Origin of the sequence: Leclercia sp. S52, from assembly GCF_039727615.1 — a bacterium.
Classification (GTDB): domain Bacteria; phylum Pseudomonadota; class Gammaproteobacteria; order Enterobacterales; family Enterobacteriaceae; genus Enterobacter; species Enterobacter adecarboxylatus_B.
On sequence record NZ_CP152474.1, the window covers coordinates 4494852 to 4516631 of the forward strand.

20 protein-coding genes and 2 pseudogenes are annotated in these 21780 nt (G+C 57.8%); 9 read left to right on the forward strand and 13 right to left on the reverse strand.

Annotated elements, in window-relative coordinates; genetic code table 11:
- Positions 1–2: 2 nt before the first annotated feature.
- From AAHB66_RS21655 to mdcA, 6 genes and pseudogenes are all read right to left on the reverse strand, one after another.
- Entirely contained in the window at positions 3–962 is a 960-nt protein-coding gene (locus tag AAHB66_RS21655) for an AEC family transporter (RefSeq protein ID WP_347114509.1), read from the reverse strand.
- A 128-nt stretch (positions 963–1090) separates the two neighbouring features.
- Positions 1091–1891 (reverse strand): biotin-independent malonate decarboxylase subunit gamma, encoded by an 801-nt coding sequence (mdcE, locus tag AAHB66_RS21660; RefSeq protein WP_142487347.1) that lies wholly within the window; start codon positions 1889–1891, stop codon positions 1091–1093.
- Positions 1891–2724: a biotin-independent malonate decarboxylase subunit beta gene (locus tag AAHB66_RS21665; protein WP_347114510.1), complete on the reverse strand. Its 834-nt coding sequence runs from the start codon at positions 2722–2724 to the stop codon at positions 1891–1893. The genes mdcE and AAHB66_RS21665 overlap by 1 nt, the downstream gene beginning before the upstream one ends.
- A complete protein-coding gene (mdcC, locus tag AAHB66_RS21670; RefSeq protein WP_347114512.1) occupies positions 2694–3017 on the reverse strand; it encodes a malonate decarboxylase acyl carrier protein in 324 nt (107 codons plus the stop codon). The genes AAHB66_RS21665 and mdcC overlap by 31 nt, the downstream gene beginning before the upstream one ends.
- Before the next feature lie 9 nt (positions 3018–3026).
- Positions 3027–3885 (reverse strand): annotated as a pseudogene (locus AAHB66_RS21675) (triphosphoribosyl-dephospho-CoA synthase).
- The gene (gene mdcA, locus AAHB66_RS21680) at positions 3885–5540 is read right to left on the reverse strand and encodes a malonate decarboxylase subunit alpha (RefSeq protein ID WP_347114513.1); all 1656 of its coding nucleotides are present in this window, start codon (positions 5538–5540) and stop codon (positions 3885–3887) included. Before mdcA ends, AAHB66_RS21675 begins: the two are co-directional and overlap by 1 nt.
- A gap of 227 nt (positions 5541–5767) precedes the next feature.
- Between mdcA and AAHB66_RS21685 the strand changes: the two genes are divergently transcribed.
- The 3 genes from AAHB66_RS21685 to AAHB66_RS21695 are packed head-to-tail and all read left to right on the forward strand — an operon-like array spanning position 5768 to position 7905.
- Positions 5768–6790 (forward strand): hydrolase, encoded by a 1023-nt coding sequence (locus AAHB66_RS21685; RefSeq protein WP_347114514.1) that lies wholly within the window; start codon positions 5768–5770, stop codon positions 6788–6790.
- Positions 6787–7005, forward strand: coding sequence for a YheU family protein (locus AAHB66_RS21690; RefSeq protein ID WP_106995183.1), 219 nt, complete (start codon positions 6787–6789; stop codon positions 7003–7005). The genes AAHB66_RS21685 and AAHB66_RS21690 overlap by 4 nt, the downstream gene beginning before the upstream one ends.
- Before the next feature lie 30 nt (positions 7006–7035).
- Positions 7036–7905: a phosphoribulokinase gene (locus tag AAHB66_RS21695; RefSeq protein WP_333852983.1), complete on the forward strand. Its 870-nt coding sequence runs from the start codon at positions 7036–7038 to the stop codon at positions 7903–7905.
- An 89-nt stretch (positions 7906–7994) separates the two neighbouring features.
- On the opposite strand, the gene AAHB66_RS21700 is transcribed toward AAHB66_RS21695, so the two are convergent.
- Positions 7995–8399 (reverse strand): OsmC family protein, encoded by a 405-nt coding sequence (locus AAHB66_RS21700; protein WP_347114515.1) that lies wholly within the window; start codon positions 8397–8399, stop codon positions 7995–7997.
- Positions 8400–8708: 309 nt separating this feature from the next.
- Here AAHB66_RS21700 and crp point away from each other — a divergent pair, with 309 nt between their 5' ends.
- On the forward strand, positions 8709–9341 hold the full coding sequence (gene crp, locus AAHB66_RS21705) for a cAMP-activated global transcriptional regulator CRP (RefSeq protein ID WP_000242758.1): 633 nt from the start codon (positions 8709–8711) through the stop codon (positions 9339–9341).
- A 56-nt stretch (positions 9342–9397) separates the two neighbouring features.
- Positions 9398–11485: a YccS/YhfK family putative transporter gene (locus tag AAHB66_RS21710; protein ID WP_347114518.1), complete on the forward strand. Its 2088-nt coding sequence runs from the start codon at positions 9398–9400 to the stop codon at positions 11483–11485.
- Between the two features lie 76 nt (positions 11486–11561).
- Here AAHB66_RS21710 and AAHB66_RS21715 read toward each other — a convergent pair whose 3' ends face one another.
- From AAHB66_RS21715 to ppiA, 5 genes are all read right to left on the reverse strand, one after another.
- Positions 11562–12782 (reverse strand): aspartate aminotransferase family protein, encoded by a 1221-nt coding sequence (locus tag AAHB66_RS21715; protein ID WP_347114519.1) that lies wholly within the window; start codon positions 12780–12782, stop codon positions 11562–11564.
- Between the two features lie 88 nt (positions 12783–12870).
- Entirely contained in the window at positions 12871–13434 is a 564-nt protein-coding gene (gene pabA / locus AAHB66_RS21720; protein WP_347114521.1) for an aminodeoxychorismate synthase component 2, read from the reverse strand.
- Positions 13435–13464: 30 nt separating this feature from the next.
- Positions 13465–14067 carry a putative adenosine monophosphate-protein transferase Fic gene (locus tag AAHB66_RS21725; protein WP_347114522.1) on the reverse strand — a complete coding sequence of 201 codons (603 nt, stop codon included), beginning with the start codon at positions 14065–14067 and terminating at the stop codon, positions 13465–13467.
- Positions 14057–14224 (reverse strand): YhfG family protein, encoded by a 168-nt coding sequence (locus AAHB66_RS21730; protein WP_347114524.1) that lies wholly within the window; start codon positions 14222–14224, stop codon positions 14057–14059. The genes AAHB66_RS21725 and AAHB66_RS21730 overlap by 11 nt, the downstream gene beginning before the upstream one ends.
- A gap of 108 nt (positions 14225–14332) precedes the next feature.
- Entirely contained in the window at positions 14333–14905 is a 573-nt protein-coding gene (ppiA, locus tag AAHB66_RS21735) for a peptidylprolyl isomerase A (protein ID WP_032614775.1), read from the reverse strand.
- Between the two features lie 278 nt (positions 14906–15183).
- Between ppiA and tsgA the strand changes: the two genes are divergently transcribed.
- A complete protein-coding gene (tsgA, locus tag AAHB66_RS21740) occupies positions 15184–16368 on the forward strand; it encodes an MFS transporter TsgA (RefSeq protein ID WP_347114525.1) in 1185 nt (394 codons plus the stop codon).
- Positions 16369–16372: 4 nt separating this feature from the next.
- On the opposite strand, the pseudogene AAHB66_RS21745 reads toward tsgA, so the two are convergent.
- A pseudogene (locus tag AAHB66_RS21745) lies at positions 16373–17690 on the reverse strand (cytosine deaminase).
- Between the two features lie 241 nt (positions 17691–17931).
- Between AAHB66_RS21745 and nirB the strand changes: the two are divergent.
- From nirB to nirC, 3 genes are all read left to right on the forward strand, one after another.
- Positions 17932–20475: a nitrite reductase large subunit NirB gene (gene nirB, locus AAHB66_RS21750; RefSeq protein ID WP_347114527.1), complete on the forward strand. Its 2544-nt coding sequence runs from the start codon at positions 17932–17934 to the stop codon at positions 20473–20475.
- The gene (gene nirD / locus AAHB66_RS21755) at positions 20472–20798 is read left to right on the forward strand and encodes a nitrite reductase small subunit NirD (protein WP_032614780.1); all 327 of its coding nucleotides are present in this window, start codon (positions 20472–20474) and stop codon (positions 20796–20798) included. Before nirB ends, nirD begins: the two co-directional genes overlap by 4 nt.
- A 162-nt stretch (positions 20799–20960) precedes the next feature.
- The gene (gene nirC, locus AAHB66_RS21760) at positions 20961–21770 is read left to right on the forward strand and encodes a nitrite transporter NirC (RefSeq protein ID WP_106995194.1); all 810 of its coding nucleotides are present in this window, start codon (positions 20961–20963) and stop codon (positions 21768–21770) included.
- Positions 21771–21780 lie beyond the last annotated feature (10 nt).

The following is a 21780-nucleotide window of genomic DNA, read 5'->3' on the forward strand; positions in this document are numbered from 1 at the left end:
GATTACATTCCTGAAGTCAGCGAGATAAACAGCGGCAGCGACAGGATACACAGGACGGAGCTTAACAGCAGCACCGCTTCCGCATCCGGAGACTGCACCCCAAAGCGGTTACCAAACACCACGCCGAAGAAACCGGCGGACAGGGCAATCATCAGGATCGCGGTGATCGCCACCGAGCCGTGCAGACCAAACACCAGCACAATACCCCAGGCAATCGCCGGCTGAATCAGCAGTTTGGTGATGGTCGCGCTAATCACCATAGTGTTGATCTGCAGCTTACGGGCCGACAGGATCACACCGGTCAGGAACAGCGCCGCCGCAGTGGCCGACAGGCCCAGAGGCTTGATGGAAGCCAGCACCAGGTCCGGCATTTTGATGCCAATCGCGGATAAAACCACACCCAGCAGCGGGCCCATCACGATCGGTTTCTTAATTGAGCGCCACATCAGCACCGGCAGCATCGCCAGGGTTGAGCCACTGTTTGTGCCTTCCGCACGCGCTTTTTCGCGCTCCAGAATCAGCAGACAGAACGGCGTCATCAGCACGGAACCACAGGCAATGGAAACCGCCACGGAGAGTGAGGTCGCAGAGCCTTCACCCAGCACGCTGCCCAGAATCGGCAGACCCAGCGCGGCATAGTTCGGCAGCGCCACGGTCAGCGTCAGCACGGCGGCATCCTGCGGGGATTTTTTGAAGACTTTAGTGGCGAGGAAGTAGATGGCCGCATAGGTGATCCACATCGCCAGAGTCAGGACCAGGATCAGCGGTGACTGGGCAATGATACCTGCCCAGGGCGTTTGCACCGTGGCGCTAAACAGCGCGGCGGGCAGCGCAAAATCCATCACGAAGATATTAAGCAGAGACACATTTTTGTTATCCACCATTTTGGCTTTACCGGCCCAGAAGCCGAGCAGCATGATGACAAAAATGGGTGCAAGGGCATGAACAATCACATAAGTCATAAATCACCTGTAAAAAAAGAAGTTTAAGCACTGACGCGATGGTTATTATTTTCAGGATGCAGCTTCCCGCGTGGGCGCAACGGGTGCGCCCACGGGGCGTGCATCTGGCAGGTCTTTTCTTTTTGGTGTTACCAGCTGGCTCGCATACGTTCGCGTACGAGAGCCGAGCTGTGGCGATTGTCGGCACCCAGACGGCTTTTCAGCGTCGGATCCCGGCGAGCGTCATCAATGGCCTGTTGTAAGGTGGTTTTAACCAGCGCCAGATCGAGAGAAGAAGGTGCGTCCGGATTGCTGATATCCAGCAGGTTTTCCAGCAGCCCCAGCGTGGCGTAGTTACTGATGTCATACGCCATTGGCGGGATGGTTGCCGCCAGTTTTTCCAGTGCATCCACGGTGCGAAGCGTGATGCGCGCGGCAGACTCTTTGCCCATCGCGTGAATTAATACGCCCTGGTCATTAAAGGCGATGAGCCGGTTGGCCTGATAGCCGTGGGCCAGAAACGCCCCGGACATGGCTTTCCCGACGATAAGGCCAATCACCGGATGGCCCGCCAGACGCGCGTTAGCATAGGCCGCCGCGGCACCGGCCAGCGCCTGGTGAATACCAAAGCCCTCTTCGCGACGGCCATAGGCCTGGCTCGGGACGTCGATCACCGCCACTATCGGGCGCTTAACCGCTTTGTCCGCATCGGCGGCGACGGTTTCACTCACCACTTTGGCCAGGGTCCAGCCCTCCAGCAGACCCACTTCACCTCGTGCCGCACGCGGGTAGTGGTTGTTGGCATCCGGCACCACCGCGACAAAGCGCACTGCTTCGCCATTCAGTTCGCCGTCCGCCGCCTGAACCGACGGGCAGAGCCCTTCCAGACGTTTGGCATTTGGCGCCAGGGTTTCCAGCCAGAGTTCACCACGGCTAATTGAAGTACTCATCATTTCACCTCCCGGGCAAAGAGCGCGTGAATCTGTTCGGTATCCGCCTGTTTGCGGGTATCAAACTGGGTCAGACGTTCGAGATACCAGTCGTAATTGTCAGTGCGATGTTTTGCCGGCACGCCTTTCGCAATCGCGTCGTTCATCGCCGCTTTCACCGCATTCACGCCATCGCCCACCAGCGCATCCACCAGACCGCTTTCGTAACGAATTTCGCCCCCGGTCATGCTCCAGATAAACGGACGATCGCGGGAGTCGTACTCTTCAATGCCCGCCTCCTGCTCGATAACCTGCGGGCCGTTCAGCCCCAGACGCGCTTCGCGGGTCACAATCAGGTAACTGCACAGCGCGGCCGCGATGGACATCCCGCCGAAGCAGCCCACGGTACCGGCGACAATGCCGATGACCGGGGTATAGCGGCGCAGATCGACAATCGCCGCGTGGATATCGGCAATCGCCGCGAGGCCAAGATTCGCCTCCTGCAAACGTACGCCGCCGGTTTCAAGACTCAGTACCGCCTGGGTTGGAATGCCGTTACGGTTATCTTCCGCCGCCAGCTCCAGCGCCGCCGCCATTTTGGCCCCGGACACTTCGCCCATGCTGCCGCCCTGGAACGCGCCTTCAATCGCCACCACCACGGCAGGTTTGCCGTTGATGGTGCCTTTCGCCACCACCATGCCGTCATCGGCCTGCGGCACAATGCCCTGCGGCCCAAGCCACGGAGACATGATCCCTTCAAACGGATCCAGCAGTTCGCGGTAGCTGCCCTCGTCGAGGAGAGCCTGCGCACGCTGGCGCGCTTTTAATTCGATAAAGCTGCTGTCATCACGCATGGCTCACCCCCCTCAAAGACCTGTTCGATACGAATGCGTGCCACGCCCGGCGTGGCGCCAAAGTCGTGAATGGTGAGCTTACCAGCCGGCAGGCTGCTGACGGTTTGCAGTCTGTTAAACAGCGCATCCCAGCGGCCACGGCTGTTATCGACGGAGGTGGTGATCTCGATAGTTAATGTCTGGCTCTGGTCGGCGGTAAATAACACCTCCATATCCCCGGAGCCCACAACGCCTGCCAGCGCTTTGCCGTTCAGGGCACGGCTGGCGGGCAGAGTTAAGGTAATTTTTTCCATAACATCCTCTTAATTCGCTAAATAAGGCGTCTCTATGCGGTCAAGGAACAGCGTGGCGGCCAGCAGGTCGGCCGCGCCGCCCGGAGAGGCATTGAGCAAGAGCATCTGTTTGTCTAATAACGCGAGCGCGCGTTGCCCCTCAGGCTGTGCGGTGCCGCCGGCGGCTAATACCGCCCGGGCTCCGTCCTGCATGGCATCTAACCCCTCCATTCCGGCGCGCGAGAGCACGCAGGTATCGGTTAACGAGGTCATGATCGCCATCAGCGCATCGAGCCGGGCATGGGCTTCGCCACTGCCGTTAAGACGGCTCAGGCGAAGCTGCGGCAGCGCCCGCTGCATAACGTGCGGAAACGCCTGCTGCGCCTCTTCACGCGCGCCCGGCACCCGATAACGGTGGGTGGCGCGCAGCCCTTTACTGAATACTTTCGGCGCGGCGTCATCCGGCAGTTTCGCCAGCTGCGCGGCGGTATCGGCTACCGTCCGGGCTTTCGCATTGCCGCCGAGCATCGCCACGGCGCTGACCAGTAAACCCAGCGCCCAGATAGCGCCGCGGTGGGTATTCACCCCGCCGGTGGCGGCCATCATCTGCTGTTCGCCTTCGCGCCCCAGCCGACCCACGGTCTGCCGTAGTGCGATATCGGCCGGACGCTGCCAGCTTTGCAGCGCCAGCGCCTGAAACGTAGGGGTCAGGCTGTGCGCCGAACGTTCCATCAGCGCGAGCGACAGATCGTGATGCGCGCCGTTCCCCCCGACTGTCCACCAGACCGGGTTTTGGGCTCAGTCGCGCTTCGTCAATCAGACACTGCGTGGCGGTTCGCGCCAGCCATTCGGCACCGCCTTCAACCTGGATCCGGGGCAGAAGTTTCATTACCAGCTCCGGAATTTCGCAGGTGGGTTGTACAGACCGCCCGACCATTCAACCAGGTCAGACACGCTGCCAGCCGCCAGCAGAGAGCGGGTAGCGTCGGTGCGGCGAATGCCCATATCTTCCGGGTAGAGCACTTTGCCACTCTGGCGCAGCTCGGCGACGCGTTTAGCATCCACACCCAGACCGATATCGGTGATCCCCGCGACGGCAGCGACCATGGCCCGACGTTCCTCAAGATCTTTGGCGCGATAGAGGTAAGCAATCCCCTCTTCCGTCAGCACGTGGGTGACGTCATCGCCGTAGATCATGACCGGCGCCAGCGGCATACCGGAGGCTTTCGCCACCTCGACGGCGTCGAGTTTTTCCACGAAGGTCGGTTTCACGCCCGCCTGGAAGGTTTCAACCATCTGCACCACCAGCTTTTTACCGCGCTGCATGGGGTCAGGTTCAGTGATCATGTTCAGCCAGGCCGGGGTGGCATGACGACGACCGTGCGGGTCGTGTCCCATATTGGGCGCCCCACCGAAGCCGGAAAGACGGCCGCGGGTCACGGTTGAGGAGTTGGCATAGCCATCCACCTGCAGCGTAGAGCCAATAAACATATCCACCGCGTACTGACCTGCCAGCTGGCAGAAGGCGCGGTTAGAGCGCATAGAGCCGTCGGCACCGGTAAAGAACACGTCCGGACGGGCACGGATGTACTCTTCCATCCCCAGCTCACCGCCGAAGCAGTGTACGCTCTCCACCCAGCCGCTTTCGATCGCCGGGATCAGCGTTGGATGCGGGTTCAGCGTCCAGTGTTTACAGATTTTGCCTTTCAGGCCGAGCTGCTCGCCGTAGGTCGGTAGCAGGAGCTCAATGGCGGCGGTGTTAAAGCCAATACCGTGGTTCAGGGACTGAACCTGGTGTTCCGCATAGATGCCTTTGATGGCCATCATCGCCATCAGGATATGTTCCTGTTTGATCAGACGTGGGTCGCGGGTGAACAGCGGTTCGATGAAGAACGGCTTGTCGGCCACCACCACGAAATCAATCCAGGAGCCGGGGATATCCACGCGCGGCAGATCGCACTCATCGTCCACCAGCTCGTTCACCTGGGCGATGACGATGCCGTCGTGGAAGGCGGCGGCTTCGACCAGCGCCGGGGTATCCTCGGTGCTGGCACCGGTATAGAGGTTACCTTTACGGTCCGCTTTAAAACCGGCAATCAGCGCCACGTTCGGCGACAGGTCGACATACAGGCGGGAGTAGAGTTCGATGTAGGTGTGGATGGCACCAATCTCCAGCTGCCCGTCTTCCAGCAGCTGCGAAATACGCAGGCTTTGGGTACCCGAGAAAGAGAAGTCGAGTTTGCGGGCGATGCCCTTCTCAAATATATCCAGGTGCTCGCTGCGACCCACGCTCGGCATAATCATATGCAGATCGTGAACAATCTGCGGGTTCACTTCGGCGAGGGATCGTGAAAGAAAGTCTGCCTGTTTCTGGTTATTCCCTTCCAGTACGACTTTGTCGCCTGGGGCGATCAGTTTTTCCAGCATGGCGACAAGATCGCCTGTTGGCAGTACCTTGCCCTGCACCGGGACGGAAGCCAGGCGGCGCGCTTTTTCAGTGCGACGCGTATTCCAGTTCCGGGCTGGCGTTTGCCCTGATAACATTATTAACCTCCTGATTCAGCACATCTTTAGATTTGCTTAACGTTGAGTAAAGTCTGCACCCTGGCGATAAAGCCATCAATTAAGCGCACAGGGGAATCATTAGCCTGAGAGTAATAATCAAGGTAAATATTTGTGATCGGGATCAGTTCATGTTTCGGAAAACCAGGCTAAACGGGGTACAATTCGGAAGGTATCGTAAATAACAGACAATAATTAGCATCACCTTTATGGCCCAAATCATTCCATCAGACTTCAACATTGCACCCGACGAGAGCGCAGAATTTGTCCCCATGCGGGGCGTGGCTAATCGCCATCTGCAGACCATGCTGCCGCGCCTTATCCGTCGTAAAGTGCTATTTACCCCCGTCTGGCAGCGCCTTGACCTGCCGGACGATGATTTCGTTGATTTAGCCTGGAGCGAAGATCCGCTGCAGGCCCGGCACAAACCCCGGCTGGTGGTCTTTCATGGTCTGGAGGGCAGCCTGCACAGCCCCTATGCTCACGGCCTGATTCAGGCGGCGAAAGCCCGCGGCTGGCTGGGCGTCGTAATGCACTTCAGAGGCTGCAGCGGCGAACCCAATCGCCAGAAACGCATCTATCACTCCGGCGAAACGGAAGATGGCACCTGGTTCCTGCGCTGGCTGGCAGAGACCCACGGCCCGGCCCCTACGGCAGCGGTGGGCTATTCGCTGGGCGGGAACATGCTTGCCTGCCTGCTGGCAAAAGAGGGCGACAATATTCCTCTGGACGCCGCCGCCATCGTCTCTGCTCCGTTCATGTTGGAGCACTGCAGCTATCATATGGAGAAGGGCTTTTCGCGCGTTTATCAGCGCTATCTGCTGAACTTGCTCAAAGCTAATGCGGCACGCAAACTGAAAGCTTACCCGGATACGCTACCGGTCAGTCTGCAGCAGCTGAAGAAAGTGCGCCGCATCCGCGAATTTGACGATCTGATCACCGCCAAAATTCACGGTTTTGCCGATGCTATTGACTACTATCGTCAGTGCAGCGCCATGCCGGTGCTCAGCAAGATCACCAAACCGGTGCTGATTATTCACGCTAAAGACGATCCCTTTATGGATCATCACTCGATACCGGCGCAGGCGTTTTTGCCCGCCAACGTGCAGTATCAGCTGACCGAACACGGTGGACACGTGGGCTTTGTTGGCGGCACGCTGCGGCGCCCAACGATGTGGCTGGAAACGCGTATCCCGGACTGGCTGACCACATACCTGGAACCCATAAGATGATTATTCCCTGGCAAGATCTGGCTCCCGAAACGCTGGATAATCTGATTGAAAGCTTTGTGTTACGCGAAGGCACCGATTATGGTGAACAGGAGCTTTCGCTTGAGCAGAAGGTCGCCGACGTCAGGCGCCAGCTGCAAAGCGGTGAGGTGCTGGTCGTGTGGTCCGAGCTGCACGAAACCGTCAACATCATGCCTCGCAATCAATTTCGCGGTTAACCGCGATCGCTTTCCACTCAGGGAGTTGCTATGTCCGCCAGACATCCGGTTATTGCCGTTACAGGGTCGAGTGGTGCCGGTACCACCACCACCAGCCTCGCCTTTCGTAAGATCTTCTCGCAGCTGCATCTGCGTGCCGCGGAAGTGGAAGGCGACAGCTTTCACCGCTACACCCGCCCTGAGATGGATATGGCCATCCGCAAAGCCCGGGATATGGGCAAACACATCAGCTACTTTGGCCCGGATGCCAACGACTTTGGCCTGCTGGAGCAAACCTTCGCTGAATACGGGCGAAGCGGCACTGGCCAGGCGCGCAAATACCTGCACACCTATGACGAAGCGGTCCCCTGGAACCAGGTGCCGGGCACCTTCACCCCCTGGCAGCCCCTGCCGGAACCCACCGACGTGCTGTTTTATGAAGGCCTGCATGGCGGGGTAGTCACGCCGCAACACGACGTGGCGCGCCATGTCGATCTGCTGGTGGGGGTAGTCCCTATTGTGAACCTGGAGTGGATCCAGAAGCTGACGCGGGATACCAGCGAACGCGGCCATTCCCGCGAGGCGGTGATGGACTCCGTGGTGCGCTCGATGGAGGATTACATTAACTTCCTGACGCCGCAGTTTTCCCGCACCCACATTAACTTCCAGCGCGTCCCGACCGTGGATACCTCTAATCCCTTTGCCGCCAAAGGCATCCCGTCGCTGGACGAGAGCTTTGTGGTGATCCATTTCCGCAATCTGGACAATATCGATTACCCCTGGCTGCTGGCGATGCTGCAGGGTTCATTTATTTCTCACATCAATACACTGGTAGTCCCGGGCGGGAAGATGGGGCTGGCGATGGAGTTAATCATGACGCCGCTGGTGCAGCGGTTGATGGAAGGGAAGAAAATCGATTGAGGCCTTGTTGCCCGGTGGCGCTACGCTTACTGGGCCTACGGGCTCTGTAGGCCGGGCAAACGAAGTGCCGCCCGGCGTTTTCGCAAGGCTTACGCCTCGATCACTTCATACGAGTGGGTAATCTTTACGGCTTTCTCCAGCATCAGCGCCACGGAGCAGTACTTCTCGGCTGAGAGATCCACCGCACGGGAGACCGCCGCGTCTTTCAGTTCTTTGCCGGTGACCACGAAGTGAAGATTGATATGGGTGAACAGGCGCGGCGCCTCTTCACGACGCGCTGAGGTCAGTTTGACTTCGCAGTCGGTCACATCGTGACGACCTTTTTGCAGGATCGATACCACGTCGATCGCACTGCATCCGCCTGCCGCCATCAGGACCACTTCCATCGGACTTGGCGCTTTATCGCCGGAGTTGCCATCCATCAAAATCTGGTGCCCGGAAGCCGACTCACCGAGGAACGTTAACCCTTCAACCCACTTCACACGTGCTTGCATTTGTATTAACTCCAGGATTGCATTTTTCCTGACAGATTACGCGTCAGTAACAATTCTGACAACGGAAGTCGACCTGCATCAAGCTGAAGCGAGACACCAGGAGACAGGCGGCGAAAGCTATGCTAAAACAGTCGAGATGCTACAGTAATACATTGACGTTGCACATGTATGCAGAGGACATCACACGTTACAGGCTGCTAATTATTGTGACAGCCAGACCCCAGGCAGGGGAAAGAATTCGATTGCAACCCCAGAGTACAGGTACACAGCCAGACTCTGGAGACAGCTTATAACAGAGGATAACAGCGCATGGTGCTTGGCAAACCGCAAACAGACCCGACTCTCGAATGGTTCTTGTCTCATTGCCATATTCATAAGTACCCATCGAAGAGCACGCTGATTCACCAGGGTGAAAAAGCGGAAACGTTGTATTACATCGTCAAAGGCTCAGTGGCAGTGCTGATCAAAGATGAAGAAGGCAAAGAGATGATCCTCTCTTACCTGAATCAGGGAGATTTCATCGGCGAACTGGGCCTGTTTGAAGAAGGTCAGGAGCGTAGCGCCTGGGTTCGTGCAAAAACTGCCTGTGAAGTGGCTGAAATCTCTTATAAGAAATTCCGCCAGCTGATCCAGGTGAACCCGGATATCCTGATGCGCCTCTCTTCGCAGATGGCTCGCCGTCTGCAGGTCACGTCCGAGAAAGTGGGTAACCTCGCCTTCCTCGACGTAACGGGCCGCATTGCCCAGACCTTACTGAACCTGGCGAAACAGCCAGACGCAATGACCCACCCGGACGGTATGCAAATTAAAATTACCCGTCAGGAAATTGGTCAGATCGTCGGATGTTCTCGTGAGACCGTGGGTCGTATCCTGAAAATGCTGGAAGATCAAAACCTGATTTCTGCCCACGGTAAAACCATCGTGGTTTACGGAACACGTTAATTCCGCTAAAACGGCGTGGCATCGCACGATGACACGCCGTTTTTGTCTCTATCCCCATGTGGCGCAGGCTCATTTATCACCCGGAAGTTAACTACGCACTGCGGCAAACCCTGGTGTTGTGTCTCCCCGTGGCTGTGGGGTTGATCTTCGGCCATCTGCAACAGGGTCTGCTCTTCTCCCTCGTTCCTGCCTGCTGCAACATTGCCGGTCTGGACACCCCGCATAAACGCTTCTTTAAGCGTCTGACTATTGGCGGCTGCCTGTTCGCGGGCTGTAGCCTGGCCGTGCAGCTGTTGCTGGCGCGGGATATTCCGCTGCCCCTCATTCTCACCGTGCTGGCGATGACGCTGGGGGTCACGGCTGAGATCAGCGCCCTGCATGCGCGACTGCTGCCCGCCTCGCTGATTGCGGCCATCTTTACCCTGAGCCTGGCGGGAAACATGCCGGTCTGGGAGCCGCTGCTCCTCTATACGCTGGGCACGCTCTGGTACGGGCTGTTTAACTGGTTCTGGTTCTGGATGTGGCGCGAACAGCCGCTGCGCGAGTCGCTGAGCGTGCTCTATCAACAGCTGGCAGATTATTGCGAAGCAAAATACACCCTGCTGACGCAGCACACCGACCCTGAAAAATCGCTGCCGCCGCTGCTGGCCCGTCAGCAGAAGGTGGTGGATCTGATCAGCCTCTGTTATCAGCAGCTGCATATGCTGGCGGCCAACAGAAATCATGAATACAAACGCCTGCTGCGTACCTTCCAGGTGGGCCTGGATCTACAGGAGCACATCTCCGTCAGCCTGCATCACCCGAAGGAGGTGCAAAAGCTGGTGGAGCGCAGCCACGCCGAAGCGGTGATCCGCTGGAACGCGCAGACCGTTGCGGCCCGCCTGCGGGTGCTGGCTGACGACATTCTCTATCATCGCTACCCCACCCGTTTCACCATGGACAAGCAGCTCGGCGCGCTGGAGAAAATTGCCCGTCAGCACCCGGATAACCCGGTGGGTCAATTCTGCGCCTGGCACTTCAGCCGTATTGCCCGCGTGCTGCGTACGCAGCGTCCGCTCTACCCGCGCGACCTGATGGCCGACAAGCAGAAACGCCTGCCGCTGATCCCTGCCCTGAGAAGCTATCTGTCGCTGAAGTCTGCCGCCCTGCGCAACGCGGCGCGTATCAGCGTGATGCTCAGTATCGCCAGCCTGATGGGCGTGGCGCTGCACCTGCCGAAACCCTACTGGATCTTAATGACCGTGCTGCTGGTGACGCAAAACGGCTACAGCGCGACGCGGGTACGTATTCTCCACCGGGCCGCCGGCACGCTGGCGGGGCTGATTATTACCGGCGTTACCCTGCACTTCCACGTTCCGGAAGGCTACACCCTGGCCGGGATGCTGATGGTGACCCTGGTGAGCTACCTGATCATACGCAAGAGCTACGGCTGGGCGACGGTGGGCTTTACGGTCACGGCGGTGTATACCCTGCAGCTGCTGACCCTGAACGGCGAGCAATTTATTATCGCCCGGCTGGCCGACACCCTGATTGGCTGCCTGATTGCCTTCGGCGGGATGGTCTGGCTGTGGCCGCAGTGGCAGAGTGGGCTGCTGCGCCAGAACGCCCACGACGCGCTGGAGGCCGATCAGGAGGCCATCCGCCTGATCCTCAGCGACGATCCACAGCCAACGCCGCTGGCCTGGCAGCGCATGAAGGTCAACCAGGCGCACAACGCCCTGTTCAACTCCCTCAACCAGGCGATGCAGGAGCCAGGCTTTAATTCGGCCTATCTGGCCGATATGAAGCTGTGGGTAACGCACAGCCAGTTTATCGTCGAGCATATCAACGCGATGACGACCCTGGCCCGGGAACATACGATGCTGACGCCAGACCTGGCGCAGCGTTATTTGCAGTCGTGTGAAATTGCGCTGCAACGCTGTCAGCAGCGTCTGGAATATGACGCGCCGGGCGAGAGCGGGGACAGCAATATTCTGGAAGCGCCAGAGACCCTGACGCAAGGCCCCATGAGCACGCTGGAGCAACATCTGCAGCGCGTTCTGGGACATCTGAACACCATGCACACCATCTCGTCGGTGGCATGGCGCCAGCGTCCGCATCATGGGATCTGGTTGATCCGGCGCTTAAAGCGGACCCCGTATTAAACGCCGGGTGGCGCTGCGCTTACCCGGCCTACAAGACCGTAGGCCCGTGCAAGCGTAGCGCCGCCGGGCAACACAACTACTTCTGAATCACGCGCTTCACCGCGGCGGCAAAACGGTTCATCCCTTCGTCGATATCCTCGCTCTCCACCAGCAGCGACGGCGCAAAGCGCATCACGTCCGGCCCGGCGTTGAGGACCATCGTCCCTTCACTGGCGGCGGCATAGAGGAAATCGCGCGCCCGACCTTTGTACTGCGGTTTGAGCTCGGCACCAATCAGCAGCCCCATGCCGCGAATATCGCTAAAGACATCGTACTGGGCATCGATCTGCTGGAGATGTTTCACAAACTGCTCGCGCTTCGCTTTGACGCCGCTCAGCACATCCGGGGTGTTGATGATATCAAACGCCGCGCCAGCCACCGCGCACGCCAGCGGGTTACCGCCGTAGGTGGAGCCGTGAGAGCCCACGTGGAACGCCGAGGCGATATCCTGAGTGGTGAGCACCGCGCTGACCGGGAAACCGCCGCCGAGCGCTTTAGCGCTGGTCAGGATATCCGGCGTCACGCCGTAGTGCATATAGGCAAACAGATCCCCGGTACGGCCCATGCCGCTCTGCACTTCATCAAACACCAGCAGGGCCTGATGCTGGTCGCACAACTCACGCAGCCCCTGCAGGAACTCCGGGGTCGCCGCCGTCACGCCGCCTTCACCCTGAATCGGCTCAACCACCACCGCACAGGTGTGATCGTCCATCACCGCTTTCACCGCATGCAGATCGTTAAACGGGACGTGAATGATGTCGGCCGGTTTCGGGCCAAAGCCGTCGGAATATTTTGGCTGACCGCCCACGGTCACGGTAAACAGCGAACGGCCGTGGAAGGCATTATGGAAGGCGATGATTTTGGTTTTAAACGGGCTGTGGCGGGTAGAGGCGTAGTAGCGCGCCAGCTTAAAGGCCGTTTCGTTGGCTTCGGTGCCGGAGTTCATAAACAGCACGCGCTCAGCAAAGGTGGCGTCGATAATTTTACGCCCCAGACGCAGCGCCGGTTCGTTGGTAAAAACGTTGCTGGTGTGCCACAGGGTTTCACCCTGGGTTTTGAGCGCCTCGACCAGCGCCGGGTGACAGTGGCCTAACGCCGTCACCGCAATGCCGCCCGCAAAATCAATGTACTCTTTACCCTGCTGATCCCAGACGCGGCTGCCTTTCCCCTTCACCGGGATAAACTCGGCCGGTGCATAAATTGGCAGGATAACTTCATCGAATGTTGCGCGCGTAATTGCAGATTGTTCAGTTGCCATGTAACCCCACCCTTTTTTTAAGCAAGAAGCAGAAGTGAAAATATAATCACGAAATATGCTTAAAAAATCACTTTATGGCAACTAAAAATCAACGATTAAGGAAATTAGCCAGCAGCTGGTGGCCCTGTTCGCTGAGAATACTTTCCGGATGGAACTGCACCCCTTCCAGATCCCATTCCCGGTGGCGGATACCCATAATCTCCCGGGTCTCGCTCCAGGCTGTCACCTCGAAGCAGTCGGGTAAGGTGGGCGGGTCAATGACCAGGGAGTGATAGCGGGTCACGGTCAGGGGATTATTGAGGCCAGCGAAGACCCCCGTACCGGTATGCGTCACGGGAGAGGTTTTGCCGTGCATCACTTTGGCGGCACGGACAATGGTCGCGCCAAAGACCTGGGCAATGGCCTGATGCCCAAGACAGACGCCGAGGATCGGCAATTTACCGGCATAGTGCTGGATCACCGCCAGCGAGATCCCGGACTCATCCGGCGTGCAGGGGCCGGGAGAGATAACGATTTTCTGCGGGTTCAGCGCCGCGACATCATCCAGAGAAAGCACGTCGTTGCGCCGGACCGCCACCTCCGCCCCCAGCTCGCAAAAATACTGGTACAGGTTCCAGGTGAAGGAATCGTAGTTATCAATCAGCAGAATCATGGCGGCTCCCGAAAAAATGGCCGCCCTATTCTACTCAGTTTCCCGGGCTTCGCTTACCACTTTGCTGAAGATTGTGTTCAGCGCGCTCAGATCGCCCATTGCACCGCTCTGGTTGGCCTGCGCCCACGCCTCAGGGTCGATACCGCGCCAGTCGAGTTGATATCCGGCATGGATTGCCAACTGTTCAAAGAAGATGCGCTGAACGATGCCGTTGCCGATGCGGAACGGATGCAGGACGTTGATTTCGCAATAGTAGTGGCTGAGGCGGTTAATGAAATCGGCTTTCTCCAGCCCGACGAGATAACCCTCCTCCTCCAGATCCTGCATCAGGGCATTGCCCTCTTTTTCGATATAGGCAAAGTGGCAGAACCGGGTATCGCCCTGGTAAATATCCATTTCACGAATGTCTCCCGCCCAGTCAAAAAGATCCTGGTAGAGATGCTGGTGTATGGCGCACAGGTGCGGCAGACCGCGCAACAGCGGCCCGAGGCTCAGGGTGGCGGCACGCAGCGCGGTGAACTCATACGCCGCCTGCGCAAGACGTTCGGCCTGACGAATGCCCAGCCGGTTACGCATCACGTTCAGCTCCGGGTAGAGGTATGGGTCGCGATCGTTGCCGTATTTATCGCTCATGCTGCCTCCCTAATTCTTCAAGACGAAGCTGCGCTTCTTCTGCGCTGAGCGTGACTAACGGACTGTCGACCCCTTCAAGGCGGCGGCTGGCCTGGAAATTGATATTTCGCTGTTGTTCCCAGAGGCGGGACTTTTGTTTTTCAGTGAGTTTTTTCACCTGTTACCTCCCTGCTTGTGCTCGTGTTGCCACAAGTATAAGCAGCAAACTGCGGTTTCGCAGGGAGGTAAAGGTAACGCGGGCAATGCCTGCCCGCGCCATCAGGGATTAAGGCAGGACTTTCGCAGAGAGGATAACTACCGGTTTTGTCGGCACATTCTGGTAAGGGCCGACGTCGTGCGTCTGCACCTGAGAAATTTTATCGGCCACATCCATGCCTTTCACAACTTTACCAAAGACCGCATAGCCAAAGTCACGCTGGCCGTGGTCGAGGAAGGCGTTATCCGCCACGTTGAGGAAGAACTGGCTGGTGGCGCTGTCTTTATCGGCAGTACGCGCCATGGAGATGGTGCCACGGCTGTTACGCAGGCCGTTATCCGCTTCGTTCTTGATTGGCGGGTTTGGCTGTTTCTGCTGCATCTGCTCGTTGAAGCCGCCGCCCTGCAGCATAAAGCCCGGGATCACGCGGTGGAAGGTGGTGCCGTTATAAAAACCGCTGTTCACATAATCGAGGAAGTTTTTCACCGAAACAGGGGCTTTCTGACTGTTCAGTTCCAGCTCAATATTACCGGCAGAGGTGGTCAACAGAACGTGCGGGTCTCCTTTGGCTGCCAGCGCAGCAGGAGAGAGGGCTGAGAGTGCGAGTACAGCCGCAACAGCCGCCAGGGTTGATTTGAGCATGAGAATTCCTTAACAAAGCGCAGTAAAGAAAGCGAATGGCTTGATTCTAAAGAGCAGTATGAATCCAGGCCAGCCATTTACCTAATTTTACGCATTTGAAACAGATGTAACCGTCGGGCAAACTGGCACCACAGGCATTAACGTGATCTAAATCACACTGAAAACTGCAATTTTCGTTTAATTAATCATAAAAGATTTAATTAGATCACATTCACGCTTAAAATCTGGCCGCTCGCAGCGCCGTCAACGCGCTTTACATTTCTATTCACAGGCCAGTCATGACTAACAGCAATCGTATCAAGCTCACATGGATCAGCTTCTTCTCCTACGCCCTTACCGGTGCGTTGGTGATCGTCACCGGGATGGTGATGGGAAATATCGCAGACTATTTCAACCTGCCCGTTTCCAGCATGAGTAACACCTTCACCTTCCTTAACGCCGGGATCCTGATCTCCATCTTCCTGAACGCCTGGCTGATGGAAATTGTCCCGCTGAAAACGCAGCTGCGTTTCGGCTTTGTGCTGATGGTCGCCGCTGTGGCCGGCCTGATGCTAAGTCATAGCATCGCCCTGTTCTCCGCCGCCATGTTCGTGCTCGGGCTGGTCAGCGGGATCACCATGTCCATCGGGACATTTCTCATTACCCATATGTATGAAGGCCGCCAGCGCGGTGCGCGTCTGCTGTTCACCGACTCCTTCTTCAGCATGGCCGGGATGATCTTCCCGATGGTGGCCGCGGCGCTGCTGGCCCGCAGCATTGAGTGGTACTGGGTTTACGCCTGCATCGGCCTGGTCTACGTGGCGATTTTTGTCCTGACCTTCGGCTGTGACTTCCCGGTTCTCGGCAAAAAAGGCCAGACCACCAGCGAGCCGGTGGTAAAAGAGAAGTGGGGTATTGGCGTGCTGTTCCTCTCCGTTGCCGCCCTGTGCTACATCCTCGGCCAGCTGGGCTTTATCTCCTGGGTGCCGGAGTATGCCAAAGGGCTGGGAATGAGCCTGAACGATGCCGGTCAGCTGGTTAGTGACTTCTGGATGTCGTACATGTTCGGCATGTGGGCGTTCAGCTTTATCCTGCGCTTCTTCGATCTGCAGCGGATCCTCACCGTGCTGGCAGGCGCCGCAACCGTGCTGATGTACCTGTTCATTAACGGTTCGCCGGAACATATGCCGTGGTTTATCCTGACGCTCGGCTTCTTCTCCAGCGCCATTTACACCTCGATCATTACTCTGGGCTCCCTGCAGACCAAAGTGGCCTCGCCAAAACTGGTTAACTTCGTGCTCACCTGCGGCACCATCGGCACCATGCTGACCTTCGTGGTCACCGGCCCGATTGTGGCGCACAGCGGCCCGCTGGCGGCATTACACACCGCGAACGGTCTCTATGCCGTCGTGTTTGTGATGTGCCTGGTGCTGGGCTTTGTGACCCGCCACCGCCAGCACAACGTGGCAGCAGCGTCTCATTGATCCCTCACGCCCCTTTGCTTCCTGCAGAGGGGCTGTTTCGGGTAAAGCACACCTCTTCTCCCCCGTTATCCATCTGGATCCACGTCTGCGCCAGCTGCGTGGTGGCAATCACCCTCCCCTGACGAATCGACCAGCGTACCGGCACCTGACAACGGACCGCATCGAAGCCCGTCTCCGCAGGCAGGATCACCAGGTTAGCCGGGTTCCCCGATTCAATACCGTAATCGCTCAGGCCAAAGGTACGCGCGCTGTTATGGGTGATCAGGTTAAGACCGCTGTCGATCTGCTGATAGCCCATCATCTGGCAGACGTGCAGACCCATATGCAGGACCTGCAGCATATTGCCGGTGCCCAGCGGATACCAGGGGTCAAACACGTCGTCGTGGCCGAAGCAGACGTTAATTCCCGCCTCAAGCAGCTCCTTCACGCGGGTGATGCCGCGCCGTTTCGGGTAGTCGTCAAAGCGCCCCTGCAGATGAATATTCACCAGCGGATTAGCGACAAAGTTAATCCCGGAGAGCTTTAGCAGACGGAACAGCCGCGAGGTATAGGCCCCGTTGTACGAGTGCATGGCGGTGGTATGGCTGGCGGTGACGCGCGGGCCGATGCCGGCCTCATACGCCAGCATCGCCACCGTTTCGACAAACCGCGACTGCTCGTCGTCGATTTCATCGCAGTGAATATCCAGCGGCCGGTCATACTTCTTCGCCAGTTCAAAGGCGATGTGCAGCGACTGCACGCCGTACTCGCGGGTGAACTCAAAGTGTGGGATGGCACCCACCACGTCGGCCCCCAGCCGTAACGCCTCCTCCAGCAGAGCGGCGCCGTTGGGGTAAGAGAGGATCCCCTCCTGCGGGAAGGCCACGATCTGCAGCTCGACCCACGGCGCCACCTCCTGCTTCACCTCCAGCATCGCCTTCAGGGCGGTGAGCGTCGGGTCGGAGACATCGACATGGGTACGCACAAACTGGATGCCGTTGGCGATCTGCCACTTGAGGGTCTTCCACGCCCGGGCTTTGACATCCTCATGGCTGAGCAGCGCCTTGCGCTCCGCCCAGCGTTCGATGCCTTCAAACAGCGTCCCGGACTGGTTCCAGTTCGGCTCACCTGCGGTTTGAGTGGTATCAAGGTGGATATGCGGCTCGATAAACGGCGGCAGGGCCAGCCCCCCCGCGCGCGTTTAGCACTTCATAGCTCTCGCTGTGCCCCTCGCCCGTCGGGGTGATTTCGCCAAAACAACCGTTCTCAATAGCCAGTTGCCAGAGTCCGTCGCGACCCGGTAACCGGACGTTCTGGATAAGCCAAAGCGGTGCTGTAGACATCGTATTCTCCCGAAAAAGGGGGCTGAAATTTAGGAGTAGCGGATTTTAAAGATTAGCCCCCCTAATTTGTACACAAAATCGGCTATCACGAAAAGCCTGCTAATTCCGCTACTTATAAAAATCCTGACAAATCAGCCATCTACTCACTAAGGAGTAGGTGAAGGCGTATTTGATTTGCATCAATAAGCGGCTTTGCTGAATCGTTAAGGTAGGTGGTAATAGAAAAGAAATCGAGGCAAAAATGAGCAAAGTCAGACTCGCGATTATCGGTAACGGCATGGTCGGTCACCGCTTTATTGAGGATCTTCTTGATAAAGCCGATGCCGCCCGGTTCGACATTACCGTGTTCTGTGAAGAACCCCGTAAGGCGTACGACCGCGTGCACCTCTCCTCCTATTTCTCTCACCACACCGCCGAAGAGCTCTCTCTGGTGCGCGAAGGTTTTTACGAGAAACATGGCGTGAAGGTGCTGGTGGGCGAACGCGCTATCACCATTAACCGTCAGGAAAAAGTGATTCATTCCAGTGCGGGACGCACGGTTTTTTACGACAAACTGATCATGGCGACTGGCTCTTACCCGTGGATCCCACCGATCAAAGGGTCAGAAACTCAGGACTGCTTCGTCTATCGCACCATTGAAGATCTCAACGCCATCGAGTCCTGCGCCCGTCGAAGCCGTCGCGGCGCGGTGGTCGGCGGCGGTCTGCTCGGCCTCGAAGCTGCTGGCGCGCTGAAAAACTTAGGCGTTGAAACCCACGTCATCGAATTTGCCCCGATGCTGATGGCAGAGCAGCTCGACCACATGGGTGGCGATCAGCTCAAACGCAAAATTGAGAGCATGGGTGTGAAAGTTCACACCAGCAAAAACACCAAAGAGATCGTGCAGGAAGGCACCGAGGCGCGTAAAACCATGCGCTTTGCCGACGGCAGCGAGCTGGAAGTGGACTTCATCGTCTTCTCCACCGGTATTCGCCCGCGCGACAAGCTGGCTACGCAGTGCGGCCTGGCGGTTGCCCAGCGCGGCGGCATCATGATCAACGCCACCTGCCAGACCTCCGACCCGGATATCTACGCCATCGGCGAGTGCGCCAGCTGGGAAAATCACGTCTACGGTCTGGTTGCCCCGGGCTACAAAATGGCGCAGGTCGCCGTTGACCATATCCTCGGCAATGAAAATGCCTTCGAAGGCGCAGACATGAGCGCCAAGCTGAAACTGCTGGGCGTTGACGTGGGCGGTATCGGCGATGCGCACGGCCGCACGCCAAACTCCCGCAGCTACGTCTACCTCGATGAAAGCAAAGAAGTTTATAAGCGTCTTATCGTCAGCCCGGATAACAAGACCCTGCTCGGTGCGGTGCTGGTGGGTGATACCAGTGACTTCGGCAACCTGCTGCAGCTGGTGTTGAATGCCATCGAGCTGCCGGAAAACCCGGACGCGCTAATCCTGCCTGCCCACGCTGGCAGCGGTAAGCCTTCAATTGGTGTCGATAAACTGCCGGACAGCGCGCAGATTTGCTCCTGCTTCGATGTCACCAAAGGCATGCTGATCTCCGCCATCAACAAAGGCTGCCACACCGTGGCGGCGCTGAAAGCCGAAACCAAAGCCGGTACCGGCTGCGGCGGTTGTATCCCGCTGGTCACCCAGGTACTCAACGCCGAGCTGGCGAAACAGGGTATCGAAGTGAACAACAACCTGTGCGAGCACTTCGCTTACTCTCGCCAGGAGCTGTACCACCTGATCCGCGTGGAAGGCATCAAATCCTTCGACGAGCTGCTGCAGAAACATGGCCAGGGTTACGGGTGTGAAGTCTGTAAACCGACCGTCGGTTCTCTGCTGGCCTCCTGCTGGAATGAGTATGTGCTCAAGCCGCAGCACACCCCGCTGCAGGACACCAACGACAACTTCCTGGCTAACATCCAGAAAGACGGGACTTACTCCGTAATCCCACGCTCTGCCGGTGGCGAAATCACCCCGGAAGGTCTGGTGGCGGTGGGCCGCATTGCCCGTGAATTTAACCTCTACACCAAAATCACCGGCTCCCAGCGTATCGGCCTGTTCGGCGCGCAGAAAGACGATCTGCCGGAAATCTGGCGTCAGCTGATTGAGGCAGGCTTCGAAACCGGTCATGCCTATGCCAAAGCGCTGCGTATGGCGAAAACCTGCGTGGGCAGCACCTGGTGCCGTTACGGCGTGGGCGACAGCGTCGGCTTCGGCGTCGAGCTGGAAAACCGCTACAAAGGCATCCGTACCCCGCACAAAATGAAGTTCGGCGTCTCCGGCTGTACCCGTGAATGTGCCGAAGCGCAGGGTAAAGACGTGGGTATCATCGCCACTGAGAAAGGCTGGAACCTGTACGTCTGCGGTAACGGCGGGATGAAGCCGCGTCATGCGGATCTGCTGGCGGCGGATATCGACCGTGAAACGCTGATCAAATACCTCGACCGCTTCATGATGTTCTACATCCGTACCGCGGACAAACTGACCCGTACCGCGCCGTGGCTGGATAACCTGGAAGGCGGCATCGACTACCTGAAGTCCGTCATCATCGACGACAAACTCGGCCTGAACGCAACGCTGGAAGAAGAGATGTCTCGCCTGCGTGACGCCGTGATTTGTGAATGGACTGAAACCGTCAACACCCCGGCGGCGCAGGTTCGCTTCAAACACTTTATCAACAGCACCCAGCGCGACCCGAGCGTGCAGGTGGTGCCAGAGCGCGAACAGCATCGCCCGGCGACACCTTATGAACGCATTCCGGTGATGCTGGTGGAGGAAAACGTATGAGCCAGTGGGTCAACATCTGCAAAATCGACGAGATCCTGCCTGCCACCGGCGTGTGCGCGCTGTTAGGTCATGAGCAGGTTGCCATTTTCCGTCCGCGTCACGACGAACAGGTGTTTGCTATCAGCAATATCGACCCGTTCTTCGAGGCCAGCGTGCTCTCCCGCGGGATCATCGCTGAGCATCAGGGCGAGCTGTGGGTTGCCAGCCCGCTGAAAAAGCAGCGTTTCCGCCTGAGCGACGGCCACTGCATGGAAGATGAGAGCCGCTCCGTGAAGCACTATGACGTCCGCGTCAAAGACGGCAAGGTACAGCTGAGAGGCTGATTAATACGGGGATGCAACGCCCCCGTTATTTGTTTTTGATTTTGATTTTGTAGGCCCGGCAAGCGCAGCGCCGCCGGGCAATTGCCGGATGGCGAAGCAAGCTTCTTATCCGGCCTACGATTTACTTTTTAGCTTTTCTTTTTCATTACTCAGGATAATCAAATGTTTACAGACACTATTAATAAGTGTGCGGCTAACGCTGCGCGTATTGCACGCCTCAGTAAAAACAGTCCGCTCGGCTTCTGGATCAGCTCCGCCATGGCGGGAGCCTATGTCGGCCTCGGGATCATTTTAATTTTCACCCTCGGTAATCTGGTCGACCCGTCCGTGCGTCCGCTGGTGATGGGTGCCACCTTTGGTATCGCCCTGACGCTGGTCATCATCGCTGGCTCTGAACTGTTTACCGGCCACACCATGTTCCTGACGCTGGGCGTCAAAGCGGGCACCATCACTCAGGGCCAGATGTGGGCAATCCTGCCACAAACCTGGCTCGGTAACCTGGTGGGCTCGGTGTTTGTTGCCCTGCTCTACAGCTGGGGCGGCGGTAGCCTGTTGCCGGTGGATACCAGCCTGGTACACACCGTCGCGCTGGCAAAAACCTCCGCACCGGCGATGGTGCTGTTCTTCAAGGGCGCGCTCTGTAACTGGCTGGTCTGCCTTGCGATCTGGATGGCAATCCGTACCGAAGGTGCCGCGAAATTTATCGCCATCTGGTGGTGTCTGCTGGCCTTTATCGCTTCCGGCTACGAGCACTCCGTTGCCAACATGACGCTGTTTGCCCTCTCCTGGTTCGGTCACCACAGCGAAGCCTATACGCTGTCCGGTATCGGCCATAACCTGTTGTGGGTAACACTTGGCAATACCCTTTCTGGGGTTGTATTTATGGGTTGGGGTTACTGGTATGCTACCCCTAAAGCGGAGCGTCCGACTCCGGCTACCATCGCAACCGTTCAGGCGAAAGCCAACCAGTAAGAAGAGGTAA